Origin of the sequence: Burkholderia sp. USMB20, from assembly GCF_000949135.2 — a bacterium.
GTDB lineage: Bacteria > Pseudomonadota > Gammaproteobacteria > Burkholderiales > Burkholderiaceae > Burkholderia.
In genome coordinates this window covers 492763-518396 of sequence record NZ_JTAN02000001.1, presented here as the reverse complement: position 1 = coordinate 518396, position 25634 = coordinate 492763, and the positions used below count along the sequence as shown (strand labels likewise).

The following is a 25634-nucleotide window of genomic DNA, read 5'->3' as shown; positions in this document are numbered from 1 at the left end:
TTCGTACGGGCGCACGCAGCGGCCCGCGTCGAGGCCATGCCACGGACGCGGCACACGCCGCGCCGCCTCAATCATGACAAGGTGAATCGATGAGTCATCCAGCCACACCCGCGCAGGCGCTGCCCGCGCCGGGCACCGCGCCGCAGGCAGGCGGCCTGCGGCGCAATTACCTGAGCCTGCCCGAGCTGATCGCGCAGTCGATCGGCCTCGTCGGCGTGTCGGGCGGGATCGGCGTGCTGATTCCCGCCGTGTTCGCGACGGCCGGCAACGGCACCTGGCTCGCGTACCTGTTCGCGATCGTCGCGCTGCTGTTCTCGTCGTGGAGCATCTCGGTGTTCGCGCGCGATTCGGCGTCGCCGGGCGCGCTGTATGCATACGTGTCGGCCGGCATCGGGCCGACCTGGGGCGCCATCTGCGGCTGGTCGCTGTTGATCGCCTATGCGGTGGCCGCGGCGGGCATCCTGCAGGGCACGATCAACACGTTTCTCGTGCTCGGCCGCGAAACGGGGCTGCTCGGCGGCGCGACGCCGCTCGGCACGGTGCTCGGCCTCACGGTCGTCACCGCGTTTGCCGCGTGGTACATCGCGTTTCGCGATATCCGGCTGTCCACGCGCTTCACGCTGTTCGTCGAGCTCGCGACGCTGCTGCTGATCGCCGCCGTCGTGATCGGAACGATCGCATTCGGCGGTCATCCCGTCGATCGCGCGCAGCTCACGCTCGAAGGCGTGAAGCCGACGCAGCTGCAGCTCGGGATGGTGCTGGCGTTCTTCAGCTTCACCGGGTTCGAGAGCGCGACCGTGCTCGGCGCCGAGGCGCGCGACCCGTTCCGCGCGATTCCGCGTGCGGTGCTGATCAGCGTGGTCGGGCCGGCGCTGCTGTTCGTGGTCGGCGCGTACGGGATGGTCGGCGCGTTCCACGGGCAGACGCCGCCGCTCGATCGCGTCGACGGTCCGCTCGCGGTGCTCGCGCATCGGCTGGGCGCCGGGTGGGTCGGGGTGCTGATCGACGCCGGGGTGGCGCTCAGCTTCTTCGCGGCATTCTTTTCGTCGATCAACGCGGCGGCGCGCATCGTCTACACGTTCGGGCGGCAGGGCGTGCTGCATGCGTCGACCGGGCGCGCGCACGAGACGAACGCGACGCCGCACGTCGCGGTCGCGCTGATCGCGGTGCTTGCGCTGGCGACGGCGCTGGTGCTGACCGCACGCGGCACGGCGCTGCTCGATTCGTACGGCTATCTCAGCTCGATCGCCACCTACGGCTGGCTGCTCGCGTACGTGCTGGTCGCGATCGGCGCGCCGCTCTATCTGCGTCGGCAACGCAGGCTTCGCGCGCGGCACGTCGCGATCAGCGTTATCGCGGTCGTGCTGCTCGCGATTCCGCTCGCCGGCAGCGTGTATCCGGTGCCGGACGGCGTCTATGCATGGCTGCCTTACGTGTTCGTCGCGTTGCTGGCGGTCGGGCTCGCGTGGTTCGTGGTGCTGCGCGTGCGGTTTCCGGAGCGGCTGCGCGACCTGGAGGCCGAATTGCTGACGAAGTGAACGCGCGGCGGCGCGATGCACATCGGTACGTGCGTCGCGGCCGTCACGCCACACCCGCCATGCTCGACGCCTCGACGAGCATCTGCACGCCGAGGCCGCCGAGCACCGCGCCCATCGCCCAGCGTTGCGCGAGCAGGAGCGCCGGCCGCCCGTGCATGAACTTTGCGATGCCGCTCGAGCCGATCGCGACCAGTCCGTTCGCCGACACGAACGCCGCGATCAGTAATGAACCGAGAAAGAGCGACTGGCCGAACACGCTGCCTTGCCGGTAATCGATGAACTGCGGCAGCAGCGACACGAACAGCATCGCGAGCTTCGGATTCAGCACGCTGGTCGTCGCGCCCATCGCGAGCAGCCGCAGCGGCTGCTCGTTCGGCAGCGTCTTCACCTCGAACGGTGAACGGCCGCCGGGCCGGACGGCCTGCCACGCGAGGTAGAGCAGATACGCGGCGCCCACCACGCCGAGCACGGTGCCCGCGTACGGCACGCTCAGGAACAGCGTCGTGATCCCGAACGCGGCGCCGAACATGTAGAACAGGTAGCCCACCGTCACGCCCGCCAGCGAAATCAGCCCGGCGGTGCGCCCTTGCGCGATCGAGCGCGACATCACGTAGACCATGTTCGGCCCCGGCGTGATCGCGAGCATGCCGCCGATGACCAGGAATCCGTAGAGCGAGCCGGAGGTATGCATGGTTACAGCTTCCCGCGATGAATGTCGATGACGTCCATTGTCCGGCGTTGGAGGAGGACAGTAAAACGGGATAAACTGAATCGATTGATCAGATTTTCTGAATGACATGAAAAAGCTCGACCTCGATGTGCTGGCGATGGTGGTGGCCGTGGCGGAGTCCGGCTCGTTCGCGCAGGGCGCGCAGGCGGTGCACCGGTCGCCGTCGGCGCTGAGCATGCAGATCAAGGCGCTGGAGGATGCACTCGGCAAGCCGCTGTTCATCCGCGACACGCGCAACGTCACGGCCACCGACGACGGCCGCATGCTCGCTGAATACGGCCGCCGGATGCTGGCGTTGCGCGACGAGGCGTGGGCGTCGGTCGTGCGGCCGGAGATCCGCGGGCGCGTGACGATCGGCGTGCCGGACGACTACATCTCGTCGCTGCTGCCGCAGGTGCTCGGCAAGTTCGCCGCGATGCATCCGCGCGTCGAAGTGCGCGTGATCGGCCAGCCAAGCAGCGCGCTGGTGCCGATGCTGAAGGACAACACCATCGATCTGGCCTGCCTCACGCGCATCAAGGGCGTGACCGGCGAGCTGGTGCGGCGCGAGCCGATCGTGTGGACCGGCTCGGCGAAACGGAACGTATGGGAAGAGCGGCCGCTGCCGGTCGCGCTCTTCACGCACGGCAGCATGGCGCGCGATCACGCGCTCAAGGCGCTGAACCGGCAGAAGATTCCGTTCCGGATGTCATACGAAAGTCCGAGCTTCCTCGGCTTGCTCAGCATGGTCGAGGCCGGCCTCGCGATCGCGCCGCTCGCGCGCTGCAGCATTCCCGCGCATCTCGTCCGGTTGTCGCAGAACGAAGGGCTGCCGCCGCTCGACGCGATCGAGGTCGTGCTCGCGCGCAGCGCGCAATCGGCGCGCCCGCTGTGCGACTACCTCGCCGAACAGATTCTCGATGAATGGCGCGCGTGAGCGCGCCGCGCGGCTGCCTGCGCTTCAGCACGTCAGCACGATTTCAGCAGCCATTCCCGAAACGCGACCAGCGACGGCAGCGTGTCGTTTTCCGGCGGATACACGAGGTAGTAGCTGCGCTGGCTGGTGATCGCATCGCCGATCGATACGAGCTCGTTGCGGCTGAGCTCGTCTTCCACCAGCACCTTCGGCACGAGGCCGATCCCCATTCCCGCCCGCACGGCCTGGATCAGGTGCGACGTCAGCTCGAAACTGGGACCGATGCGCATCTCGCGATGATCGAGCCCGAAATGCGAGAACCATTCGGCCCACGCGTGCTGATTGCTCGTCACGCCCAGCAGCGTCTGCCCGACCGCCCATGCCGGCGCGCGCGGGCCGGCCTTGCGGCGCCCGACTGACTCGGGGCTCGCGATCGCGATCAGGAACTCGTTGTACAGCCGGTGCGCGTGCAGGCCGGGCCAGTCGCCCGCGCCGACGGTGATGGCCGCGTCGAGATCGTCGGTATGGAAGTCGATGCCGCCGATCCGCGAATGCAGGTGCACGGTCACGCCCGGATGCGCGGCATAGAAATCGTGCAGGTGCGGCAGCAGCCATTTCGAGCCGAAGGTCGGCAAGGTCGCGAGCCGCAGCGTGCCGGCGCCGGCCTGGTGCGACATCGCCTGCAGCGTCGCGCCGCGGATGCGCCCGAGCGCGCCGCTCAGCTCGACGAAGTAGCGCCGGCCGACTTCCGTCAGCTTCACGGAGCGGCCTTCACGCCGGAACAGCGGCACGCCGAGCTGATCCTCGAGCGTCTGGACCTGCCGGCTGATCGCGCTCTGGCTCAGCGACAGCTCGTCGGCCGCACGCGTGTAGCTTTCGTGGCGCGCGGCGGCCTCGAACACCAGCAGCAGCGACATGGACGGGGTCAGGCGACGGTAATTCATGAGTTTTATGCAAGTTTTGCTGGGGGAGAATTCGTTTGTTTCTCGCGCTGATTCGCACGATACTGGATTTCCGGGCTGCGTGGAATCTTGCTCAAAACTCATGTTTTAGATCGAGGCCGCGCACCGGCTCCCTCCACATTGCGCTTTCATCCCATGCCGATCGCTCCGTTGCCCCGTCCCGCCAGCCCGCCCGAGGGGCGTTACCGCGACTTTCTTGCCGCCCTCCAGGCGGCCGGATTCGCCGGCGAAATCCGTGCGGACCATGCGAACCGGACCGTGCAGGCGACCGACAACTCGATCTACCAGCGCCTGCCGCAGGCGGTGATCTGTCCCGCCCATGCGGACGACGTGCGGCTGCTCGCGCGCCTGCTCGCCGAACCCGCGCACCGCGACGTCGCGGTGGCGGCGCGCGGCGGCGGCACGGGCACCAACGGGCAGTCGCTGACCGACGGCGTGGTCGTCGACCTGTCGCGCAACATGAACCGGATCCTCGAGATCAATGCCGGCGAGCGTTGGGTGCGCGTGCAGGCGGGCGTCGTCAAGGACCAGCTCAACGCCGCGCTGAAGCCGCATGGCCTGTTTTTCGCACCCGAGCTGTCGACGTCGAACCGCGCGACGGTCGGCGGGATGATCAACACCGACGCGAGCGGGCAGGGCAGCTGCACGTACGGCAAGACACGCGACCACGTGCTCGCGCTCGACTTCGTGCTGATGGGCGGCGAGCAGCTGCACAGCGACGCGCTCGCGGACGACGAACTGGAACGCCGCTGCGCACGGCAGGACCGGGTCGGCAAGGTCTATCGCACCGCGCGCCGCATCAGCGACGAAAAGGCCGCGCTGATCGACGCGAAGTTTCCGAAGCTCAATCGCTGCCTGACCGGCTACGATCTCGCGCACCTGCGCGAACCGGACGGCCGCTTCAACCTGAACAGCGTGCTGTGCGGCGCCGAAGGCTCGCTCGGTTTCGTGGTCGAGGCGAAGCTGAACGTGCTGCCGATCCCGAAGTATTCGGTGCTGGTCAACGTGCGCTACGCCGGCTTCATGGACGCGCTGCGCGATGCGCGCGCGCTGCTCGAACTCAAGCCGTTGTCGATCGAGACGGTCGACTCGAAGGTGCTGATGCTCGCGATGAAGGACTTCGTGTGGAGCAGCGTGGCCGAGTATTTCCCGCAGGACGATGCGCGTCCGACGCTCGGCATCAACCTGATCGAATTCTGCGGCGACGACGCCGGCGACGTCGATGCGCGCGTGCGTGCGTTCGTCGAGCATTTGCGCACCGACACGAGCGTCGAGCGCCTCGGCCACACGCTCGCGACCGGCGACGACGCGGTGAAGCGCGTGTACGCGATGCGCAAGCGCGCGGTCGGCCTGCTCGGCAACGTGCAGGGCGAGGCGCGCCCGCAGCCGTTCGTCGAGGACACCGCGGTGCCGCCCGAGAATCTCGCCGCGTACATCGCCGAATTCCGCGCGCTGCTCGACGGCCACGGGTTGCAGTACGGGATGTTCGGCCACGTCGACGCGGGCGTGCTGCACGTGCGTCCGGCGCTCGACATGAAGGACCCGAAGCAGGCCGCGCTGGTGCGGCCGGTGTCGGACGCGGTGGCCGAACTCACGCAGCGGCATGGTGGCCTGTTATGGGGCGAGCACGGCAAGGGCGTGCGCTCCGAATATGCGCCGGCGTTCTTCGGCGAACTCTATCCGTCGCTGCAGCAGCTGAAAGCCGCGTTCGATCCGCACAACCAGTTCAACCCGGGCAAGATCGCGACGCCGCCGGAGCCCACGCTGCGGCTCTTGAAGATCGACGAGGTGCCCACGCGCGGCGATCACGACCGGCAGATCGACGAGCGCGTATGGCAGCACTACGGCACGGCGATGCACTGCAACGGCAACGGCGCGTGCTACAACTTCGATCCGGACGACGCGATGTGCCCGTCGTGGAAGGCGACGCGCGAACGCGTGCAGTCGCCGAAGGGACGCGCGTCGCTGATGCGCGAATGGTTGCGTCTGCAAGGACAGGCCGGCGTCGACGTCGTCGCGGCCGCGCGTGCGCGGCAGCCGTTCCTGCGCGGTTTCGCGCAACGCTGGCGCAACAGCCGCGCGGCGCGCAACGGCGAAGCCGACTTTTCGCACGAGGTGTACGACGCGATGGCCGGCTGCCTCGCGTGCAAGTCGTGCGCGGGGCAGTGCCCGGTCAAGGTCAACGTGCCCGAGTTCCGCTCGCGCTTTCTCGAGCTGTATCACCAGCGCTACTTGCGGCCGCTGCGCGACTACCTGATCGGCTCGCTCGAATTCACGATGCCGTGGATGGCGCGCGTGCCCGCGCTGTACAACGGCCTGATGCGCGCCGGCTGGGTGCGCACGCTGCTCGAGCGGCACGTCGGCATGGTCGATAGTCCGCTCCTGAGCCGCTTCGACCTCGCGGCCGTGATCCGGCAATGGAAGGTGCGGCCGGCCGAGCCGCAGGCGCTCGCCGCGTTGAGCGATGCGCAGCGCGCACGCAGCGTCGTCATCGTGCAGGACACGTTCACGCGTTATTTCGATACCGAGCAACTGGCGACGCTGATCGAACTGGCCGCGCGTATCGGCTTCCAGGTGTGGCTCGCGCCGCTCGCGCCGAACGGCAAGGCGCTGCACGTACAGGGCTTTCTTCGCGCGTTCGGGCAGGCGGCGATTCGCAACGCGACGCAACTGGCCGCGCTCGCGCGCGCGGGTGTCGCGCTCGTCGGCCTCGATCCGGCGATGACGCTCACGTATCGGCAGGAATACCTGAAGGTGACGGGGCTCGCCGACGTGCCGAAGGTCGCGCTGCCGCAGGAGTGGTTGCTGGACGCGATGCCGGAGGCCGGGGCGGGCGCGCACGGCGTATCGGCAGCGTACCGGCTGCTGCCGCATTGCACCGAGAAGACCAACGCGCCCGACAGCGGTAAGCAGTGGGCGCAGGTGTTCGCGCGTCGCGGGTTGCGCCTGGCGGTTCAGGCGGCAGGGTGCTGCGGGATGTCGGGGACCTACGGGCACGAGGCGCGCAATCTGCAGACGTCGCGCACGATCTATGCGCAATCGTGGGCCGCGCATGTCGATGCGCCGGAAGAGGAGGGTGAAGCGCTGGCGACCGGGTATTCGTGCCGCAGCCAGGTGAAGCGCATGTCCGCGCGGCAGGTGCGTCATCCGCTGCAGGCGCTGCTCGAGCACGTGCGTGCGGCGGCGTGACGGGCGGGCCGCGAGCGCGGCGCGGCAGCGCGCGTGACGGTGTCGAGCGGCACCGACGATGCCGCTACCGACCGCTGCGGCTCAGGAGCCGGCTTTCGCGGTCTTTCGCGTGCGCGGCTTTGCCGCCGGAAACGCGCCGACGCCGCGCGGCCGTTTCGGCTCGATGCCCGTCTTGCCGATCACGTGCCGGAAATCGATCTCGTGCGCGGCGAGCGCGCCGATGAGTGTCGCGATGACCGCGAGGTGGGAAGGGACGGTGCCCTTGCTCGAATAGTTCGTGATGGAACTCTCGTTCATCCGGATCAGCCGGGCGAACTCGCGCGCCGTCAACTGCGCTTTCTTCAACTCCTGTTGAAATTCCGCATACGCCATTGCACACATGTCGCCTCGTCTCCGCAAAACTTGAATCGGCCCCGCGCGACGCCGGCGCAAACGGGTGGCGTTCCCGTCGTGCCGGCGTCGCGAGGCGTTACATCTTCACCTGGTCGAGGAAGGTCTTCTTGCCGCTCTTGTAGCCGTAGATCGAGATGATCCCGTGCGTCAGGTCGCCCTTCGCGTCGAACGTCGTCGTGCCGATCACGCCTTCATATTTCGTCGACGGCATCGCGGCGAGGATCTTCGCCGGGTCCGTCGAGTTCGCGCGCTTCATCGCGTCGACCGCGATGTAGACCGCGTCGTACGCGAACGGCGCATCGAACTTGATGCCCTGGTTGAAGCGCTTCTCGTACTTGGCGAGGAACGCCGCGCCGCCCGGCATCTTCTCGAGCGCCGCGCCCGCCTGCGAGCACAGCACGTTGTCGGCGGCCGGGCCGGCCAGCTGGGCGAGCGAGTCGGTGCACACGCCGTCGCCGGACAGGATCTTCGCGCGCAGGCCGAGCTGCTTCGCCTGCTTCGCGAGCGGGCCGCCGGTGGCGTCCATGCCGCCGTACATGATCGCGTCCGGGTTCTCGCCCTTGACCTTGGTGAGAATCGCGCGGAAGTCGACGGCCTTGTCGTTGGTCGCGTCGTGCGACAGCACCTTCAGGCCGAGCGCCTTCGCCTTCTTCTCGAATTCGTTCGCGAGGCCCTGGCCGTACGCGGTCGAATCGTCGATCACCGCGACGCTCTTCACGCCCTTCGACTGCGCGTAGCTCGCGAGTGCCGGACCTTGCTGCGCGTCGGTCGCGACCACGCGATACGTGGTCTTGAAGCCCTGCAGCGTGTAGGTCGGGTTCGTGGCGGACGGCGAGATCTGCACGATGCCCGCGTCGCTGTAGATCTTCGACGCCGGGATCGACGTGCCCGAGTTCAGGTGGCCGATGACGGCGACGACCTTGTCGTCGACGAGCTTCTGCGCGACCTGCGTGGCCTGGCGCGGGTCGGCCGCGTCATCCTGCGCGTCGAGCTGCAGCGTGATCTTCTGGCCGCCGATCGTCAGGCCCTTCGCATTGATTTCTTCCACCGCGAGGCGCGCACCGTTCTCGTTGTCCTTGCCGAGGTGCGAAATGCCGCCCGTCGTCGGTTCGACGCTGCCGATCTTCACGACCTGGTCGGCCATCGCGCCCGACGCGGCCGCAAATGCGGCGGCCGCCAGTGCGACGGTGATCAGGGGTTTGCAGCGCATGCCGACAGTGCTTCGTTCCATCTGCCATCTCCGTTGATTGATATTTCTGGTGCCGTCCGGTTTGCCGCGCGCCCTTGTGAGGCGGTCGGTGTGCCGGACGAATCTCCGTGACCCGTGACGGGCCCGGCTTGCATGTCGCCCGGGGCTCGCACGAGCGAGCGGGCGATTGCGTCCGGCGACACGCAATTCGTATGAATATATCCGAACGCGCTTGCGCCCGCTTCCGCGAATTGCCCGGCCTTGCGCAAATGTGATGCGATGGCGCGGCCGTTTCGCGATGCGTCGCGCAGGTGTGAGCGTCTTGCGCCGTCGATTGCTTCGATTATTCGACCGGGCCGATCCCGATGACCATGGACAGCGCGATGCAATCAATCCGGCACTGTTCGGTCGATTTGTCTGCACAGTTTCGTCGCCGTGGCGCTGCACGAGATGCCGTCATCCGCTTGTTGCAACTAACGGTCAAGCCCGGCCGCGGCGGCGAATTGCGAATGGCGACGGGTCGTTCGGCGCAGCGTGTACGTCCGGCTTTGCAGATGACGGGGCCGGCTCGTTCGGCTCGTCCGGACCGGCGTTGCCGTTCGGCGCGGCCGCATGCCTACGTCCGTCCGCGCAAGGCCACGAATATCACGCAGGCAATCGCCAGCAGGCCGCCGCACACCGTTTCGATGCCGGGCCGCTCGCCTGTCAGCGCCATCGACAACACCGTCGCGACGGCCGGTGTCAGGTACAGGAAATTGGCAGCGCGTGCCGCGCCGAAGTAGCCGAGTGCGAAGGTCCAGGTCGCGTAACCCAGCGCGGCGGGAAAGATGCCGAGCACCAGGACGGCGAGCGCCGTGTCGCGTGACGCGCCGCCGCCGAGCGACGCGAGCGCGCCGGGCAACCATGGCGTGAGCAGCAGCGCACCGGCCAGCAGCGTATACGCGGTGCAGGGCAGCGCGCCGTAGACGGGAATCAGCCGCCGCTGCAGCACGAAATAGCTGGCCGAACACAATGCCGCGCCGAGGATCAGCGTGCTGCCGGAGCCGAGCACGAGGCCGCCGGGCTGGCCGTGCGCGATCACGGCGATGCCGGCCAGGCTGACCAGCGAGCCGAGCCATCCCCGGCGATTGAAGCGTTCGCGCAGAAACACCGCGGCCAGCAGCGCCGTGAAGATCGGCAGCGTGTTCACGATGAAGCTCGCCGCGCCGGCCGACACGGTCTGCTCGCCGGTATTGAGCAGCGCGTTGTAGAGTGCGATGCCGAGCAGGCCGCAGACGAGAAAGCGCAACGCGTCGCGTCTGGCCGGCATGCGAGGCCGCCGCCATGCGAGCCATGCGATCGCGAGCACCGCCGCGGTCGCGAAGCGCGCGGCCGCGAGTTGCAGCGGGGCCAGCCCGTGCAGGCCGATCCGGATGAACGGGAAGGCGGAGGCCCACGAGACGATCGTGAACGCCACCGCGCCGGCCGCGACGAGCGGCAGTCGCGCGCTGCGCGACGAGGGGGAGGAAAGCGTGTTCATGCGGCAATGGTGTGGCGACGCGAGATGTTAAGCTAGCGCACAGATCAACCAGCGGGTATGAATATGGCTCACAGCTCGGTGCGACGCAGGGCCGATGGCCCGGCGCGCACGCAGCAGCATGCGGCGGACGCGCTGCCGTCGGTCGCGCCGGCACCCGGCCCGCGGCCGCCGCTGGCCAGCCTGGAAACCGTCTGTGCGGTGGCGCGGCTGGGCTCGTTCCTGGCGGCCGCCGACGCATCCGCCGTCACGCACGGCGCGATCAGCCGGCGCGTGGCGGCCGTCGAGAACTGGCTTGGCATGGCGTTGTTCGAACGTCATGCGCGCGGCGTGCGGCTGACGCCGGACGGCCAGCGTTTCGTCGGCCGGATCGAACAGGCGTTCGCGATCATCGACGGCGCGGCCGACCAGTGGCGCTCGCCGCGTACGCCGCGACTGGTCAGGATGAGCGTGGTGCCGGCATTCGCGCAGCTCTGGCTGCTCGAGCGCCAGCACGCGCTCGAGAGCGAGGCGCCCGCGTTGCGCATCGAGCTCGGCATCGAGCTTCGCAATGTGGACATCGCCGCCGGCGAAGCGGATCTGTCGATCCGGTACGGGCGCGGCAACTGGCGTCAGCTCGAAACCAGCGCGTTCATGCCGGAGACGCTCCATCCGGTCGCGCATCCGCGGCTCGCCGCGCAGGTGGCCGCGCGGCGCCGTCGCAACGACGCCGCCGCGCTGCTCGAGATGCCGCTGCTGCACGACTCCGACGTGACCGGTTGGCGCACCTGGTTCGACGCGCTCGGCATACCGTTCAAGCCGCGCGCGCAGGATCGCCGTTTCGAGGACTACAACCTCGTGCTCGCGGCGGCCGAGGCGGGGCTCGGCGTGGCGCTGGCGCGAACGCCGCTCGCGGATGCGTATCTCAAGCGCAGCGCGCTCGTCCGCGTGAGCCGGCATGAGGTCGAGTCGCCGCTCAGGTATCACTTCGTGCATGCGAAGGGCGAGAATCGTCCGGAGGTGCTCGCGCTGATGGAGCGGATGCGGGCCGCGCTGGGATAGGCGGCTCGGGTGTCGAGGTGTGCGACGCAGGCGGCGCGGACGGCGCCGCCGCTCGACCCGGGCTACCGGATCGTCGACAATGCGACCGCGGAAAATTGCGGGACCCGACAGATTAACGAGAATCGAGCGTGTTGAACCGTTCGAATGCAGAGGGAATGAGGAATGAATAGACCAGACAAGTCGTCGAAAGCGCGTGCGGCGCTCGACCAGCTGTTTTCGGGCATGGCGCCCGCGGACGCGCAGCAGCGCGCGTCGCGCCCGGGCAACCCGTTCGAAGCGGCAGGCGACCCGACCGGCGCCGACGGCCGCGTCGAAGTCACGTTGTCGACGAGAATCCAGTTGCGCGGCTATCCGGGCGCGGATGCGTTCATGAAGCGCATGGCCGAAGCCTGGGGCCTCGCGTGGGGCCCGTACGACGCCGTGCGGGCGACGGCGACGCTGCCGGCCGGCTGGCGCTCGCGCCGGCTGCCGGAAGTCACGCAGATCGTCGACGAACGCGACGTGCTGCGCGCGGAAAGCAGCTTGCAGGGCGGCGAGCTGTCGTATCTGAAAGTGCATCCGCGCTATTACATCGATGCGCGCAAGGGGGTCGGCTGGCGCAAGTCGTCGAAGGCGTCCGACGATCCGGATCTCGACGGCCCCGACTGGAACTGCTACGTGATGGACCGGGAAAAATCCGCCGAGGTGCACGAGCTGACGACGTCGTCGTCGAAGGCCGATCTGGACAACGCGCGTGCGACGTTGCTGAAATGGCTCGACGAGCACTACCCGAAGCATCGCGATCCGTTCGCATACTGGACGGATTGCGAACGCCCGCTGTAAGTCCGCACGGCGCGCGGCCATCGCGGAGCACCATTGAAACAGAACGGTCCGGTCCCGATTCTCTGGGCAGCGTTCGGCGCGGCGGTCGGCTCGACCGTCATCGAGCTGCTGCTCTGGCCGATTGCCGGAGAAGACCCCTTTCACAACCTGCTTCGCGACGCGCGCCTGACGGCCGCCCTCGTGATGGGGCGAGCCGTGCTCGGCGCGTCCCCGGGCTTCGATCCGACGATCATGGGCGTGGCGACGCTGGTGCATGCCGCGTTGTCGCTTGCCTATACGGCCGTGCTGGCGAGGATGGTGCGCAACCTGTCGCCCGGCGCCGCGCTGGTGGCGGGCGGCGCGTTCGGACTGGTGCTCTACGGTATCAACCTGCACGCGTTCACTGCGATCTTCCCGTGGTTCGTTCCGGTGCGCGGCGCGATCACGCTGGTCGCCCATGTGGTCTTCGGCGTGATGGCGGCGGGCGTCTACTGCATCGTCCGGCGTTCGGCGCGCGCATGATCGTCGGCGGTTCGTGTATCACGCATGCGTATCCCGACCCCAGGAATAATCGGGCATGCCACATCGTCTAACGGTCGGGTGACCCTATACGAAGCCGCGCGTCGTCCGTGACGCCAAGGCTCGGGTGGTCGGGGGCAACAATGCAGGAGCCGATCATGTGCAACTTGTTTCGGGTCGGGATGGGCGTCGTCTGTCTCGGCTGCTCCATGTGCGTGCTTGCGCAAACCTATGACGACTCGCCGGACGAAGGCGCCCGCTGCCGTGCGGTCGTCATGCAAGCGGAAATCGACGGCACGGAACAGCAGATCGTCGGGCGCGCGTGCCGGCAAGGCGACGGCACCTGGCAGATGATGCAGAGCACGGACGGCAGCATCGTGTGGTATCCGGATACCGCCTATCCGTACGCCGATCCCTGGTACTGGGGACCGGCGGTGTTCGTCGGCACGGGCGTCAGCTTCGTCTTCATCGACCGTTTCCATCATCGCCATCACTTCGACCACTTCGGTCACGTCGGCCACTTCGACGGGGGCATGCGTGGCCGCGTCGGTGCTCCGATGGGCACCGGCTTTCACCGTGGCCCGGTGTTCGTCGGCGGTGAGCACGGGTTCGGGGGAATGAGGCGGCATTGAGCCGGCGTACATGGCGCGGCGCACGCACGCCGCACTGTGCGTGTGCCGCTTCTTCGCGATGGGGCGGTGCCGTCAGAACTTGCTGTACGTGGAATCGAGCCAGGATCGGCCTGAATGCGAAAACTCATCACCCACCTCAATGCCATCGCCCGTACCCACCTAACTGCTCGAAATCCCGCCCTCTCGGCTTGACACTCAACACGGTTACTCAGGTCACCCGACCGTGGCCGCGTGATGACGACCTGGCAGCGGTGCCTGGGCTGTTGCCAGCATTTTTATGCGGAAGTATCCTCGGTCGGAAATTCGTGGCGAGCCGATCCGAGACAGCGGCACGCACTTGAAGCAAGCGGCGCGTTCGAACCGGGAGGGATCGAATCGCCATCGGACGTGAATTTTTGCCATCGTGAAATCTGAATCTGCCTCGGCATTGAGCTTTTCCACGCCCCAGGAAAGAACCGGGACGCCTCATTCCTTGTTCGAGGATCTCTACGCGATGATCGTCGGCATGGTATTCGTCGTAACCGGCCTGGTGCTGCTGAAGGCCGCCGGGCTTGTCACGGGCGGAATTGCGGGCATTGCGCTGCTTGCAGCGTATATCTTTCCGTTGCCGGTCGGCCTGATATTCACGCTCGTGAATATCCCGTTTTTCATCTTCGCCTACTTTGTGATGGGGGCGCGCTTCGCGATCAAGTCGACGGTCGCGAGTTGCGGAATCACACTTGCCTTGATGACGATGCCGGTAACCCTGACCATTGCGTTCGTCAGTCTGCCTTTTGCAGCATTTACCGGCGGTACGTTGTGCGGCATGGGCGTTCTCGCGCTTGCGCGGCACGGTGTCGGTGTCGGCGGAACAGGTATCGTTACCCTATGGCTGCAACGCGAGCGCGGCATCAACGCGGGCATTACGCAGATGTGCATTGACGCCACCATCCTGCTGGTGTCGATGTCGACGATACCGGCCAGTCGTGTCGGTTGGTCGGCGCTCAGTGCCGTGGCAATGAGCGGAATGATCGTGGCATGGCACCGCCCGGGACGTTATACAGGTATCACGCAGTGATTCCAGGCGGATTGCACGGCGCGGCACGGCGTCGGACAAGGGCGGTGGTCGTAGCAGAATCTAAGAACTGCTTGCCGGCGGCGTAGAGCGAGGCCGGACGGGCGAGCAGCGCGAATGACCGGAATCGTTTCATTGTTGGATTCCCCCGTTGGTCGATAGGTCCGACGAATCGCTGAACGATATGGACGGCGCATCGTCAAGGGAACCAAAAAAAGTCGAATCGTGATGAGGCGCGGTGGCGTATTGCCGTATCGTTGCGTGTGCAACCGTCAAGCGGCGCGCTCGCCGGGCGCTCACGCATCGTGCCGGCGCGATGCATTCCTGAGTACGAGGGCCATCAGCTGCCGGCGGGAATCGACGCCGAGCTTCGCGAACGCGCGCTTCGCATAGGTATCGACGGTGGACGTCTTGAGTCCCATCGACTGCGCGATCGCCGCCGACGTCATGCCCTGGATGAACGATGCGCACACGTGCATCTCGCGCGCGGTCAGTCGTTCCTGCAGTTCCGGAAGCCATTGCGCGACGAGGTCGAGATCGAGTTCGTCGCGCGGCGCCTCGTCGGCGGAGACCGCGCCGAGCAGCCGCTTGTGCGCGGAGGCCATCGGCAGCACGACCTGAGACAGGTGCTTCAGCAGGCTCAGCTCCTTCAATGAAAACGGCGGCAGTCGCCGCGAACGCGCAACCGAAATCGAATAGCGCGTGCCGCCCGTCACGCCCGCGACCACGCATTCGTCGTGGATGTCGCCGGCGTCGAAGAACAGGTGCCGCAGCTCGCTTGCAACCCGCTGCGATGACACCTGCAGCAGCTGCGTGTCGCTTTCGCTGTCGATGGCCGCGTACGTGACGTCCTCGCTCGCATAGCTGCGGTAGTAGTGGCGCATCACCTGCGCGACGAGCTCGGGCTCGCGGCCGAAGCTGCCGATCCAGCCGACGCTGCGGCGGCCCGACGCCGCACCGCGTTCGTAGTCGAGATGCACCGCGTCGAAATCGACGTAGCGCACGAGGGTGTCGTACACGGCGCGCATGAACTGCGGCGTCCCGATCGCTTGCGCGATATCGCCGAGCGTATCCGTCACGAACGCGACGTGACTCAGCGGGAGATCGGGGGTGGGAAGCGCAGCGCTCATGGCGTCGGGTGTCGAAAAACTCAGGTGGCGCTACAGGTATCACGAAAATTTTCGACTGCCTACGCGGGAATCTACCCAAACGGCCCTGAGCAACGATGACGTTTGTCCCGGTTTTCGGGACTGACGGTGCGGGCTGCGATCCCTACATTGACCCTTGTGCTGAACACCGCCTGACGGCGTTGACGCGGTTCCGGACCCGGACCTTGCGCCACGGCCGATACCCATCACAAGGAGAATCCCCATGCGTATCCGTATCCGTCGTCGCGCGGCCCTGCGTGCCGCGCTCGTCACGTCGGTAGGGCTAGCCGTCGCGACCAGCCTGTCCGCCCGAGCGGGCGATACCAACCTGAACGTGTACAACTGGTCGGAGTACGTCGCGAAGGACACCGTGCCGAACTTCGAGAAGCAGAGCGGCATCAAGGTCCGCTACGACAGCTACGACAGCGACGATACGCTGCAGACCAAGCTGCTCGCGGGCAGCTCGGGCTACGACATCGTCGTGCCGACGTCGAACTATCTCGCGCAGCAGATCCAGGCCGGCGTGTACCAGAAGCTCGACAAGTCGAAGCTGCCGAATCTCGCGAACCTCGACCCGGTGCTGATGAAGATGATCGCGAAGGTCGATCCGGGCAACCAGTACGGCGTGCCGTGGGCGTGGGGCACGACGGGCATTGGTTACAACGTGGAAGCCGTGAAAAAGCGGCTCGGCGACGCCGCGCCGACCGACGGCTGGGCGCTGCTGTTCGACCCGGCGAACGCGGCGAAGCTGAAGGGCTGCGGCATCTCGTTGCTCGATGCGCCGGACGCCGTGTTCGCGGCCGCGCTGCAGTACATGGGCAAGGATGCGAACAGCAAGAACCCGGCCGACTATCAGGCCGCCTACGACGTGCTGAGGAAGATCCGGCCGTATGTCACGCAGTTCAGCTCGGCCGGCTACGCGGACGACCTCGCGAACAACGACGTGTGCGTCGTGCTCGGCTGGTCGGGCGACGTCAGCATCGCGCGGCGACGCACGCTCGACGCGAAGCGCTCGTACGAAATTCGCTACGTGATTCCGAAGGAAGGCGGGCTGCTGTGGTTCGACGTGATGGCGATCCCGAAGGATGCGCCGCACCCCGAAGCCGCGCTGAAGTGGATCAACTACATCGAGGAGCCGAAGACCAACGCGGCGATCACGAACGAGATCTTCTATCCGAGCGCGAACAAGGCCGCGAAAGCGTTCGTGACGCCTGCGATCGCACAGGATTCGGGCATCTACCTGTCGGACGCCGCGATCGCGAAGACGTCGCTCGCGATGCCGCGCAGCGCCGACATCGCGCGGATGCAGAACCGCCTGTGGCTGCAACTGAAGTCGGGCGGTTGAGGGCGACGATCATGGACCATTTCGTATCCGCCCGGCCGGCCGCCATCGGTCAACGCATCCGGCCCGCGCACGACGCCTTCGTGCGCATCGAAAACGTCGTGAAGAAGTTCGGCGACAGCACGGTCGTCGACAACGTGAACCTGACGATCGCGAAGAACGAGCTGTTCGCGCTGCTCGGCAGCTCCGGCTGCGGCAAGTCGACCCCGCGGTCGCCTGCTGCTCGCGCGACGTCGCCGCGATTTCGGCGACCGACGTCGTCACCTGCAGCGACGACTGCTGCGCCTGCGACACGAGGCTCGCGAGCTGTTCGGCCATCCGGTTGAAGCCGTCCTGCAGCGTGCCGAATTCGTCGCTGCGGCGCAGGTCGAGCCGCTGCGCGAGGTTGCCGGTGCGCATTGCGTCGTGCACCTCGACGAGCCGCGCCATCGGCCCCGTGATCGCGCGGAACAGCGCATAGCCGGTCGCGAGCGCGACCAGCAGCACGACGCTCAGCGCGGTCGCGAGCGTCGCTTCCGCCGTGTTGACCGACGTGCGGATCTGCCGTGCCGAATCGTCGGCCTGGCCGCGGTTTTCGTCGACCAGCGCGTCCGCGACACGGACTAAGTTCTCCCACGCCGTCGTCACGTGCACGAAGTTGGCCTGCGCAGCCGCGCGGTCGCTCGCCGCCGCATGCGCTGCGTCGTTCAACAGCGGCAGGTACTGGTCATATGCGGCCCGGAGCGCGGCGAAGCGCGCCTTGTCGTCGTCGCGGAACAGCGTCGCCTCGTATTGCGTCGACGCCTGATCGAAACGCCGCAGCGCTTCCGGAATCCGATCGAGATCGCGCTTCGTGCCGTCCGAATCGCCGTCGCTGAAGATCGCGCGTTCGACCATCGTATAGCTTTGATTGGTCGCGGCGCGCAGCGACGTCGACAGGTACAGGCCCGGCACCGAATCCCGCTGGAGGCTGTCGGCAGCGGCGTCGATCGCCGTCAATCGGGTGTATGAAATCGCGGCCATGAGCAGCATCAGCACGAAGATCGCGCCGAAGCTGAGCACGATGCGCTTGCCGAGCGTGAAGCGTCCGCCGCGCAGCAGGGCGGGCAAAGGGGGCGTGCCGGCGCGGGGCGTCGTCGCAGTGGCCATGTCTATCTCCCGTAGGGCTTGGGTCGTCTGGATCCGGCGGCGCGAAGTGCAGAGAAAACGATTCGGTCGCGGGTCGGCGCGATCGATCGAATCGTTCCGGATGGGTGCCCGATTGCCGACGCCCCGCATGCTGTCATGCGGCGCGCCTGATCGCAATCGAATTTTTTACGCATTGAGCCATGCTTTTTTCATCCCATTAAAGATAGGTCAATACGCAGACGTTTGCGGAAATTTGAAAGGGAGCAGGGGTAGGTTGCTGCCGGTATTTCGGCTGGCCGGCCGACGATGGGGCATCGGCGGCCTGAAATGCGGAACAATGACGCATGATCGAATCGTCTGAAATCTAATTGAAATGTTTCCGATATGGGGATGTGAGCATGACTATCGATTTTCGTGTCGCCCGACTCGTGAAAGCCACGCAAAGACTCTGTAAGTTGGTGAAGAGGCGGCGGGAGAATGAAGCGATGAAGAAGACGAAATAGTTATATCAAGTTGATAAGTGCATGCCACGTGTCTTCCTCAAGAGTCGTTATCCTTATCAGATAACTTCGTTGGCTGCGGGAGAGTCAGTCCAACCATGCCATGTGGCGAGGCGTTCTTTGAGTATGGCGCGATGACATACCGCGTTCCCACTGCTCTGCCGCTTAAGCCGGACTCACCATAGCGACGACGGAAAGCTGCAGCTTGTGTCGGCACTTTGATTTGGCATTGCGGATGATTTGCGATGAGAGCGCAAAGTCGAACGACAAACATGTAGTCGAACGGCTCCGGCTTATCATCCTCGCTCAGCCTGTCGGACGAAGGGCTGGAGGATGCGCTATATGACAGCATTGCGATGCGGGCGTTTGCCGGGATTGATCTGGCCGTCGAGAACGTGCCGGATGCGACCACGCTGCTGAAGTTCCGGCGCCTGCTTCTCGCACATGACCTGACGCGCAAGCTGTTCAACGAAATTGGCATCTCGCTGTGCGAACGCGGGCTGATGATGAAGGAAGGCACGCTGGTCGATGCGACGATCATCGAAGCGCCGCCGTCGACCAAGAACGCCGAGAAGCGTCGCGATCCGGACATGCATCAGACGAAGAAAGGCAACGAGTGGCACTTCGGCATGAAGGCGCACATCGGCGTCGATGCGGTTTCGGGGCTGTCCACAGTGTGGTCGGCACGTCCGCCAACGTGTCGGATGTTTCGCAAGCGCACGCGCTGCTGCACGGTCACGAGCAAGAAGCGTTCGGGGACGCGGACTACATCGGCGTAGACAAGCGCGATGAAATGAGGAGCAAGTCCGTGAAGTGGCGCGTGGCACAAATACCCGCGCACACCCTCTCCCGTACCGGCAACCACCAGGCAAACTGTACCGGTACTGTACAGAATACCGTCGCTACACTGACTCCATCCCAGTCCCGAACACGAATGGAGAATCCGCGATGGACTTCCTCACCCTCAGCGCATTGCCCGCCGGCATGCTGTTCGCGCTCGTCACGTCGATCACGCCCGGCCCGAACAACACGATGCTGCTCGCGTCCGGCGTCAATTTCGGTTTCCGCCGCACGATGCCGCACCTGTTCGGCATCAGCATCGGCGTCGCGATCCTGATGCTGTGCGTCGGCTTCGGCCTCGGCGAAGCATTCCGCCGCGTGCCGGTCCTGTACACGATCCTCGAAGTCGCGAGCGTCGCGTACCTGCTGTATCTCGCATGGCGCATCGGCACGTCAGGAGAAGTGAAGGCGCAAGGCGCCAAGCCGCGGCCGATGACGTTCCTCGAAGCCGCCGCGTTCCAGTGGGTCAATCCGAAGGCGTGGATGATGGTGCTGACCGCCGCGACGACGATCCGCCTGTCCGCCGACTACGGGATGAACGCCGCGTGGATGGCCGTCGTGTTCATCCTGATCGGCTTTCCGTGCATCAGCCTGTGGGCCGCGTTCGGCCAGGGCCTGCGCCGCTTCCTGTCGAACCGCCGCGCACTGCGCATCTTCAATGTGACGATGGCCGTGCTGCTGATCCTGTCGCTATATCCGCTCGTCGCGCATCTGCTGCCGCAGTAAGCACTCACCAGCACACCCGTTGAGCTTCACGCCGTGCAGGCGTACCCTTTTGGTACGGGCGCGCGCAATCGCTACGGCGGTTGCGCCGCATCTGCATGGAGGTGGCCGATGAAGCCAATGCTGAAGACTGGCGAGCACATCGAAGGCATGCACTGGATCGCCGAATACCACCCGCTCACGCACGAGATCCGCGTGCTGCGCGAAAACATCGAAGTGGGTACGTACTGCGCGCCGCCCACGCTATTCGGCGACGAGGAAGCGCTGGGCGCCGCGAACCTTGCCGATCATCGCAGCCAGGAGGCCGCGCTGCGCGCGTATCTGCGCAACTTCGTCAAGGAACACGACGCGGAGGAGTAGCGGCGCGGCGGCCGGAATGACGACGGGCCGCCGAAGTGAACTGACCCCACGAAGTTGGACGGTTGAAGCCTAGGCGGCCGAGGGCTGAGTTCTGTATTGCACGGGACTCAGCCCATTTAATTTGAGCTTGATCCTGAACCACTCGATGCCGGAAACGTTCGTCGTACTTCGTCATGAAAAACACCCCAAAGATTGGATCTAGTCCAACTTTTGGGGTGCAGTTCAAAGCGGCCCGGTCTGTCGTTGCGTGTGAGCCGTCTTGCGACCCACCGCAGCATCCCGATCACACGCGGGGCCGGCGCATCGCCCCGGCCCCGCATCCGCTCAATGCCCGAGCGACTCGATCTTGCCGGACGGCTGCGCGACGCCGTGCGGCCGCGCCGCCTGCTTGATCAGCAACGCGAGGCACGCAAGCAAGCCCGCGACCGCGATCGTCGCGAACACGCCCGCGAACGAGAAGTGCCGGCGCGTCAGTTCGGCGACGAGGAACGACCCGGCGATCCCGCCGAAGCGGCCGACGCCCAGCATCCATGCCACGCCCGTACCGCGCCCTTCGGTCGGATAGAACGCGGCGGCAAGCGCCGGCATCGACGATTGCGCGGTGTTCATCAGCACGCCGGCGATGAACACGACCAGCACGAGCATCCCCACATTGCCTGCCGCCTGCCCGATCGCATACACGCTGATCGCGGTCAGCGCGTAACACACGGCAATCACACGGTTCGCGTTGAAACGGTCCATCAGCACGCCGCACAGCACCGCGCCGACGCCGCCGAGCGGGAACAGCGCGGAGATCAGCGTCGCGCTCTTCGGCGTCAGACCGGCATCCTTCAGCAGAATCGGCATCCAGTTGATCGACGCGTAGAAGATCACGAGGCCCATGAAATACGCGATCCACAGCATCACCGAGCCGACGATGTACGAGCGCGACACCACGACGCCGATCCCCTTGCCGCCCGTCTGCGGCGCGGCTTCGGTCATCGCGAACGAGCCGGCGTTCAGCGCGTCGCGCGAGATCCGTGCGAGCGTCGCGCGGATCCGGTCGACGCCCTGACCTTGCGCGACCATGAAGCGCACCGATTCCGGCATCTTCAGCAGCAACAGCACGCCGAGCAGCAGCGGCGTCACGCCGCCGAGCATCAGCACGCTGCGCCAGCCGAAATGCGGGATCATCCACGCGGCGAGAAAGCCGCCGAACGCGGCGCCGAGCGGGAAGCCGCAGAACATCAGGTTGATCACGGTCGCGCGGCGCTTGTCCGGGCAGAACTCGCCCATCATCGTGACCGCGTTCGGCATCGCGGCGCCCAACCCGACGCCAGTAATGAAACGCAGGATCGTCAGGTGTCCGATGGTGTTCGAGAACGCGGACACGAAGCACGCGACGCCGAACAGGAACACCGAGCCGAGCAGCAGCGAGCGGCGCCCGAGGCGGTCGGACAGCGGGCCCGACACGAGCGCGCCGCACGCGAGGCCGAACAACGCAGCGCTCAGCACGGGTGCGAGATCGGGTTTGGTGAGGTTCCATTCGCCCAGCAGCGAAGGTGCGATGAAGCCGATCGCGGCCGTATCGAAGCCGTCGAGCAGCACGATCACGAAACACATCAGGAACACGAGCCACTGGAAGCCGCCGAACGGCTGCTCGTTGATGAAGGTCTGGACATCGACCACGGGTGTGCGATTCATCGCGTGTCTCCTATGTAAACAACGCAGCTTGATGGCCGCGCCTTTCCTTGTACGCGCGCCGATTCGTCGCCGGCGCGTCATGCATCGTCGACACCGGCCGGCAGCGGCAGGCGTCGCGATCGGGTCACGTCCGGCGCGAGCCGGCCGTGTTGTTCAGCTGCGCCTAGGCGGCCGCATCCTGTTCCTTGAAGATCTTGTCCGCGAGATGGAACGCGGAATTCGCGGCCGGCACGCCGCAGTAGATCGCGGTCTGCAGCAGCACTTCCTTGATCTCGTCGCGCGTCACGCCGTTGTTGCGCGCGGCGCGCAGGTGCAGCGCGAGTTCCTCGCCGCGGTTCAGCGCGACCATCATCGCGATGGTCAGCAGGCTGCGCGTATGGCGCGGCAGGCCGTCTCGCGTCCAGATCTCGCCCCACGCATAGCGCGTGATCAGGTTCTGGAATTCGTCGGTCACTTCGGTGCGGTTCTCGATCGAACGGTCGACGTGCGCGTCGCCGAGCACCGCGCGACGCACCTTCATCCCTGCTTCATAACGTTGCTGGTCGTCCATCGTCGGTGCCTCACGCGGTCAGGAAGTCGAGCAGCGCGCGGTTGAAGCCGTCGGTGCACTCGATGTTCGAAATGTGCGCGGCGTCGAATTCGACGTGACGCGCGCCCGGAATTGCAGCAGCCAGCGCACGGCCCTGGTCGGGCGGCGTCGACATGTCCTTCGCACCGGTCACGACGAGCACCGGCAGCGCGATGCCCTTCACTTCCTCGCGCAGGTCGGCCGCGTTCAGCGCGTCGCAGTTCGCGGCGTAACCGTCCTTGTCGGTATGCACGAAGGTGTCGCGGATCGCGTCGAACAGGCGCGGCTCGCGTTCGACGAATGCGTCGGTGAACCAGCGCGGCAGCACGGCGTCGGCCAGCGTGGCCATCCCTTCGGCACGCGCCTTCTGCGCACGCGGCGCCCACACTTCCGGCGAGCCGATCTTCGCGGCGGTGTTCGACAGCACGGCGCGCACGATGCGCGACGGGAAACGCGCGGCGAGCGCGGCGCCGGTCAGGCCGCCCATCGAGATCCCGCAGAAGTGCGCGCGCTCGATGCCGACGTGGTCGAGCAGGCCGATCACGTCGCCCGCGAGCTGGTCGACCGTGTACGAGCCGGCCGGTGCTTCGGAATGGCCGTGGCCGCGCGTGTCGTAGCGCAGGATGTTGAAGTGCTGCGTGAGCGGGCGGATCTGCGGCGCCCACATCTGCAGGTCGGCGCCGAGCGAGTTCGAGAAGACGAGCCACGGCGCGTCGTCGCGCGCGGCACGGTCGATCCGGTAATGCAGTTTCACGCCGTTGACAGTGGCGAAAGGCATCAGTGTTCTCCTGGTTGTGTCGTGCCCGCGTGCAGCGCGAGCACGGCGTCGACGCAGGCCTGCGCCTCGCCGACGTAATGTGCGGGATCGAGCAGCCGCGCGAGCGCGTCGCGCGACAGATGGGCCGATACGGTCGCATCGGCGGCGAGCACGTCGAACAGCGTCGCGCCGGTGCGCACGGCTTCCTTCGACGCATGCTCGACGACATGATGCGCATCGAGCCGGCCGATCCGGTCGCCAAGGGCGAGCATCACGGCTTCGCCTAGGATCAGCCCGTGCGTCAGCTCGAGGTTCGCGGCAAGGCGCTCGGTGTTCACGTCGAGGCCCGCGACGATCTGCGCGATCTGCGCGAGCGCGCCGCCGGTCAGACGCGCGAGGTCGGGCAGCGCATCCCATTCGGCCTGCCAGCCGCCGAGCGCGCGCTCGTGCTCCTGCACCATCCCCGCGAACACGGTCGCGACGAGGTTCGGCGCGCGCACCGCGGCAGTCAGCACGGCCGCGCAGCCGACCGGGTTGCGCTTGTGCGGCATTGTTGACGAGCCGCCCTTGCCGGCAGCCGCCGGTTCGCCGAGCTCGCCGACTTCGGTCTGCATCTGCAGCGACACGTCGCGCGCGATCTTGCCGAGCGTGCCGGTCAGCATCCCGAAGCACGACGCGGCTTCCGCGATGCGGTCGCGCTGCGTATGCCACGGCACGGCCGGCAGCGCGAGCCGCAGGTCGGCCGCGAGCGCGGCGCTCACGCCGGCCGCGTGCTCGCGCAGGCTCGCCAGCGTGCCGGCGGCGCCGCCGAACTGCAGCACCAGTGCGCGCGCACGCAATTCGGCGAAGCGCGCGCGATGGCGCAGCAGCGCGTCGAGCCATTGCGCGAATTTGAGGCCGAGCGTGATCGGCAGCGCCTGCTGCAGCCACGTGCGGCCGATCATCGGCGTCGCACGATGCGTGCGCGCGAGCGTCGCGAGCGACGCGCACGCTTCGTCGAGCAGCGGCTCGAGCACGTCGAGCGTGTCGCGCAGCTGCAGCACGGTCGCGGTATCGATGATGTCCTGGCTCGTCGCGCCCCAGTGCACGAACTTCGCTGCCTCCGGGTCGTCGGCCTTCACTTGCGCGGTGAGCTGCTTGACGAGCGGGATCGCGAGATTGCCGCCGAGCGCCGCGCCGTGCGCGAGCGCTTCGGCGTCGAGCCGATCGGCGTCGCACGCGCGTTCGATCGGCGCGACCGCGGTAGCGGGAATCACCTGCTGCGCGGCGAGCGCGCGCGTGAGCGCGGCCTCGACGTCTAGCATCCGCTGGATCGTCGCGCGGGGCGACCAGATCCGGTTGAGCGGCTCGGTGCCGCAAATGAGGGAGGTCAGGCGGGCGCTGTCTTCGAGCATGGCATCAGATTGGGGAAACGGCGTGCGCTTATTGTCTACCCAAGCGTGCCGGCGTGCGCGCGATCGCGCGCGCCGGCACGCTTGCCGGTCAGGCCGCGGCCTTGCGCGTCGCGTCGATCAGCGGCACGCCGGTCAGCTTCTGCAGTTCGTCGAACGACAGGTCGGTGAAGATTTCGCTCACCGCGAGGCCGTCGGCCGTCACGTCGAGCACCGCCAGATCGGTGTAGATGCGGCTCACGCATTGCACGCCGGTGACCGGATACGAGCACTGCGCGACGATCTTGCTCTCGCCCTGCTTCGTCAGGTGCTCCATCATCACGAACACCTGCTTCGCGCCGATCGCGAGGTCCATCGCGCCGCCGACGGCCGGAATCGCATCGGGCGCGCCCGTATGCCAGTTCGCGAGGTCGCCGTTCGCCGACACCTGGAACGCGCCGAGCACGCAGTAGTCGAGGTGGCCGCCGCGCATCATCGCGAACGAATCCGAGTGGTGGAAATACGCGCCGCCGGTGAGCAGCGTCACGTGCTGCTTGCCGGCGTTGATCAGCTCGTCGTCTTCCTCGCCGGGCGCGGGCGCCGGGCCCATGCCGAGCAGGCCGTTCTCGCTGTGCAGGAAGATCTCCTTGCTCGGATCGAGGTGGTTCGCCACCAGCGTCGGCACGCCGATGCCGAGGTTCACGTACGCGCCTTCGGGAATGTCCTGGGCGACGCGCTTGGCCATTTCATCGCGGGTCAGTCGTTTCATGTCGGGTC

General features: G+C 66.7%; 23 protein-coding genes and 3 pseudogenes. 13 read left to right on the top strand and 13 right to left on the bottom strand.

Features of this window, described 5'->3' with window-relative positions:
* The first annotated feature begins 89 nt into the window (after window positions 1–89).
* Window positions 90–1538 carry an APC family permease gene (locus tag PL79_RS02430; RefSeq protein WP_052664837.1) on the top strand — a complete coding sequence of 483 codons (1449 nt, stop codon included), beginning with the start codon at window positions 90–92 and terminating at the stop codon, window positions 1536–1538.
* Between the two features lie 43 nt (window positions 1539–1581).
* On the opposite strand, the gene PL79_RS02425 is transcribed toward PL79_RS02430, so the two are convergent.
* Window positions 1582–2229 (bottom strand): LysE family translocator, encoded by a 648-nt coding sequence (locus tag PL79_RS02425; RefSeq protein ID WP_044848648.1) that lies wholly within the window; start codon window positions 2227–2229, stop codon window positions 1582–1584.
* A gap of 106 nt (window positions 2230–2335) precedes the next feature.
* Here PL79_RS02425 and PL79_RS02420 point away from each other — a divergent pair, with 106 nt between their 5' ends.
* Complete coding sequence (locus tag PL79_RS02420) at window positions 2336–3184, top strand: LysR substrate-binding domain-containing protein (RefSeq protein ID WP_044848647.1); 849 nt, start codon at window positions 2336–2338, stop codon at window positions 3182–3184.
* 32 nt (window positions 3185–3216) lie between these two features.
* On the opposite strand, the gene PL79_RS02415 is transcribed toward PL79_RS02420, so the two are convergent.
* On the bottom strand, window positions 3217–4107 hold the full coding sequence (locus PL79_RS02415) for a LysR substrate-binding domain-containing protein (protein WP_044848646.1): 891 nt from the start codon (window positions 4105–4107) through the stop codon (window positions 3217–3219).
* Window positions 4108–4260: 153 nt separating this feature from the next.
* Here PL79_RS02415 and ydiJ point away from each other — a divergent pair, with 153 nt between their 5' ends.
* Window positions 4261–7314, top strand: a complete 3054-nt coding sequence (gene ydiJ / locus PL79_RS02410) for a D-2-hydroxyglutarate dehydrogenase YdiJ (RefSeq protein WP_044848645.1) — start codon at window positions 4261–4263, stop codon at window positions 7312–7314.
* An 81-nt stretch (window positions 7315–7395) separates the two neighbouring features.
* Here the strand turns inward: ydiJ and PL79_RS02405 are convergent, their stop codons facing one another.
* The 3 genes from PL79_RS02405 to PL79_RS02395 form a co-directional block, all read right to left on the bottom strand.
* A complete protein-coding gene (locus PL79_RS02405; protein ID WP_044848644.1) occupies window positions 7396–7695 on the bottom strand; it encodes a hypothetical protein in 300 nt (99 codons plus the stop codon).
* Between the two features lie 88 nt (window positions 7696–7783).
* The gene (locus tag PL79_RS02400) at window positions 7784–8938 is read right to left on the bottom strand and encodes a branched-chain amino acid ABC transporter substrate-binding protein (RefSeq protein WP_044848643.1); all 1155 of its coding nucleotides are present in this window, start codon (window positions 8936–8938) and stop codon (window positions 7784–7786) included.
* Window positions 8939–9512: 574 nt separating this feature from the next.
* Window positions 9513–10415: a DMT family transporter gene (locus tag PL79_RS02395; RefSeq protein WP_044848642.1), complete on the bottom strand. Its 903-nt coding sequence runs from the start codon at window positions 10413–10415 to the stop codon at window positions 9513–9515.
* A gap of 57 nt (window positions 10416–10472) precedes the next feature.
* Here PL79_RS02395 and PL79_RS02390 point away from each other — a divergent pair, with 57 nt between their 5' ends.
* The 5 genes from PL79_RS02390 (at window position 10473) to PL79_RS02370 (ending at window position 14462) form a co-directional block, all read left to right on the top strand.
* Window positions 10473–11453: a LysR substrate-binding domain-containing protein gene (locus PL79_RS02390; protein ID WP_044848641.1), complete on the top strand. Its 981-nt coding sequence runs from the start codon at window positions 10473–10475 to the stop codon at window positions 11451–11453.
* Between the two features lie 162 nt (window positions 11454–11615).
* Window positions 11616–12275 carry a hypothetical protein gene (locus PL79_RS02385; protein ID WP_044848640.1) on the top strand — a complete coding sequence of 220 codons (660 nt, stop codon included), beginning with the start codon at window positions 11616–11618 and terminating at the stop codon, window positions 12273–12275.
* A 33-nt stretch (window positions 12276–12308) separates the two neighbouring features.
* On the top strand, window positions 12309–12776 hold the full coding sequence (locus tag PL79_RS02380; protein WP_044848639.1) for a hypothetical protein: 468 nt from the start codon (window positions 12309–12311) through the stop codon (window positions 12774–12776).
* Window positions 12777–12931: 155 nt separating this feature from the next.
* Window positions 12932–13405, top strand: coding sequence for a hypothetical protein (locus PL79_RS02375; protein ID WP_044848656.1), 474 nt, complete (start codon window positions 12932–12934; stop codon window positions 13403–13405).
* Window positions 13406–13877: 472 nt separating this feature from the next.
* Window positions 13878–14462, top strand: coding sequence for a YitT family protein (locus PL79_RS02370; protein ID WP_235879183.1), 585 nt, complete (start codon window positions 13878–13880; stop codon window positions 14460–14462).
* 293 nt (window positions 14463–14755) lie between these two features.
* Here PL79_RS02370 and PL79_RS02365 read toward each other — a convergent pair whose 3' ends face one another.
* Window positions 14756–15589 carry a helix-turn-helix transcriptional regulator gene (locus tag PL79_RS02365; RefSeq protein WP_044848637.1) on the bottom strand — a complete coding sequence of 278 codons (834 nt, stop codon included), beginning with the start codon at window positions 15587–15589 and terminating at the stop codon, window positions 14756–14758.
* A gap of 241 nt (window positions 15590–15830) precedes the next feature.
* Here PL79_RS02365 and PL79_RS02360 point away from each other — a divergent pair, with 241 nt between their 5' ends.
* Both PL79_RS02360 and PL79_RS02355 read left to right on the top strand, forming a co-directional pair.
* Window positions 15831–16952: a polyamine ABC transporter substrate-binding protein gene (locus tag PL79_RS02360; protein WP_044848636.1), complete on the top strand. Its 1122-nt coding sequence runs from the start codon at window positions 15831–15833 to the stop codon at window positions 16950–16952.
* A gap of 11 nt (window positions 16953–16963) precedes the next feature.
* Window positions 16964–17155 (top strand): annotated as a pseudogene (locus PL79_RS02355) (ATP-binding cassette domain-containing protein); the annotation flags it as partial.
* Here PL79_RS02355 and PL79_RS02350 read toward each other — a convergent pair.
* Window positions 17148–18077: pseudogene (locus PL79_RS02350) on the bottom strand (MCP four helix bundle domain-containing protein); the annotation flags it as partial. The pseudogenes PL79_RS02355 and PL79_RS02350 sit on opposite strands and share 8 nt — an antisense overlap.
* Window positions 18078–18867: 790 nt before the next feature.
* On the opposite strand from PL79_RS02350, the pseudogene PL79_RS02345 reads away from it, so the two are divergent.
* The 3 genes and pseudogenes from PL79_RS02345 to PL79_RS02330 form a co-directional block, all read left to right on the top strand.
* A pseudogene (locus PL79_RS02345) lies at window positions 18868–19382 on the top strand (IS5 family transposase); the annotation flags it as partial.
* Window positions 19383–19504: 122 nt separating this feature from the next.
* Window positions 19505–20122, top strand: coding sequence for a LysE family translocator (locus PL79_RS02340; RefSeq protein ID WP_044847535.1), 618 nt, complete (start codon window positions 19505–19507; stop codon window positions 20120–20122).
* Window positions 20123–20230: 108 nt separating this feature from the next.
* Window positions 20231–20479: a hypothetical protein gene (locus tag PL79_RS02330; RefSeq protein ID WP_044847536.1), complete on the top strand. Its 249-nt coding sequence runs from the start codon at window positions 20231–20233 to the stop codon at window positions 20477–20479.
* A gap of 69 nt (window positions 20480–20548) precedes the next feature.
* Here the strand turns inward: PL79_RS02330 and PL79_RS37115 are convergent, their stop codons facing one another.
* The 6 genes from PL79_RS37115 to PL79_RS02305 all read right to left on the bottom strand — a co-directional run bounded on the left by PL79_RS37115 (window position 20549) and on the right by PL79_RS02305 (window position 25626).
* Window positions 20549–20626 carry an IS3 family transposase gene (locus PL79_RS37115; RefSeq protein ID WP_442861522.1) on the bottom strand — a complete coding sequence of 26 codons (78 nt, stop codon included), beginning with the start codon at window positions 20624–20626 and terminating at the stop codon, window positions 20549–20551.
* Between the two features lie 177 nt (window positions 20627–20803).
* Window positions 20804–22162 (bottom strand): MFS transporter, encoded by a 1359-nt coding sequence (locus tag PL79_RS02325; RefSeq protein WP_044846454.1) that lies wholly within the window; start codon window positions 22160–22162, stop codon window positions 20804–20806.
* A 163-nt stretch (window positions 22163–22325) separates the two neighbouring features.
* Window positions 22326–22712 carry a 4-carboxymuconolactone decarboxylase gene (pcaC, locus tag PL79_RS02320; RefSeq protein WP_044846455.1) on the bottom strand — a complete coding sequence of 129 codons (387 nt, stop codon included), beginning with the start codon at window positions 22710–22712 and terminating at the stop codon, window positions 22326–22328.
* 10 nt (window positions 22713–22722) lie between these two features.
* Window positions 22723–23508 carry a 3-oxoadipate enol-lactonase gene (pcaD, locus tag PL79_RS02315; protein WP_044846456.1) on the bottom strand — a complete coding sequence of 262 codons (786 nt, stop codon included), beginning with the start codon at window positions 23506–23508 and terminating at the stop codon, window positions 22723–22725.
* Window positions 23508–24881 carry a 3-carboxy-cis,cis-muconate cycloisomerase gene (locus PL79_RS02310; RefSeq protein WP_044846457.1) on the bottom strand — a complete coding sequence of 458 codons (1374 nt, stop codon included), beginning with the start codon at window positions 24879–24881 and terminating at the stop codon, window positions 23508–23510. The genes pcaD and PL79_RS02310 overlap by 1 nt, the downstream gene beginning before the upstream one ends.
* An 88-nt stretch (window positions 24882–24969) precedes the next feature.
* A complete protein-coding gene (locus PL79_RS02305; RefSeq protein ID WP_012365076.1) occupies window positions 24970–25626 on the bottom strand; it encodes a CoA transferase subunit B in 657 nt (218 codons plus the stop codon).
* Between the last annotated feature and the right edge of the window lie 8 nt (window positions 25627–25634).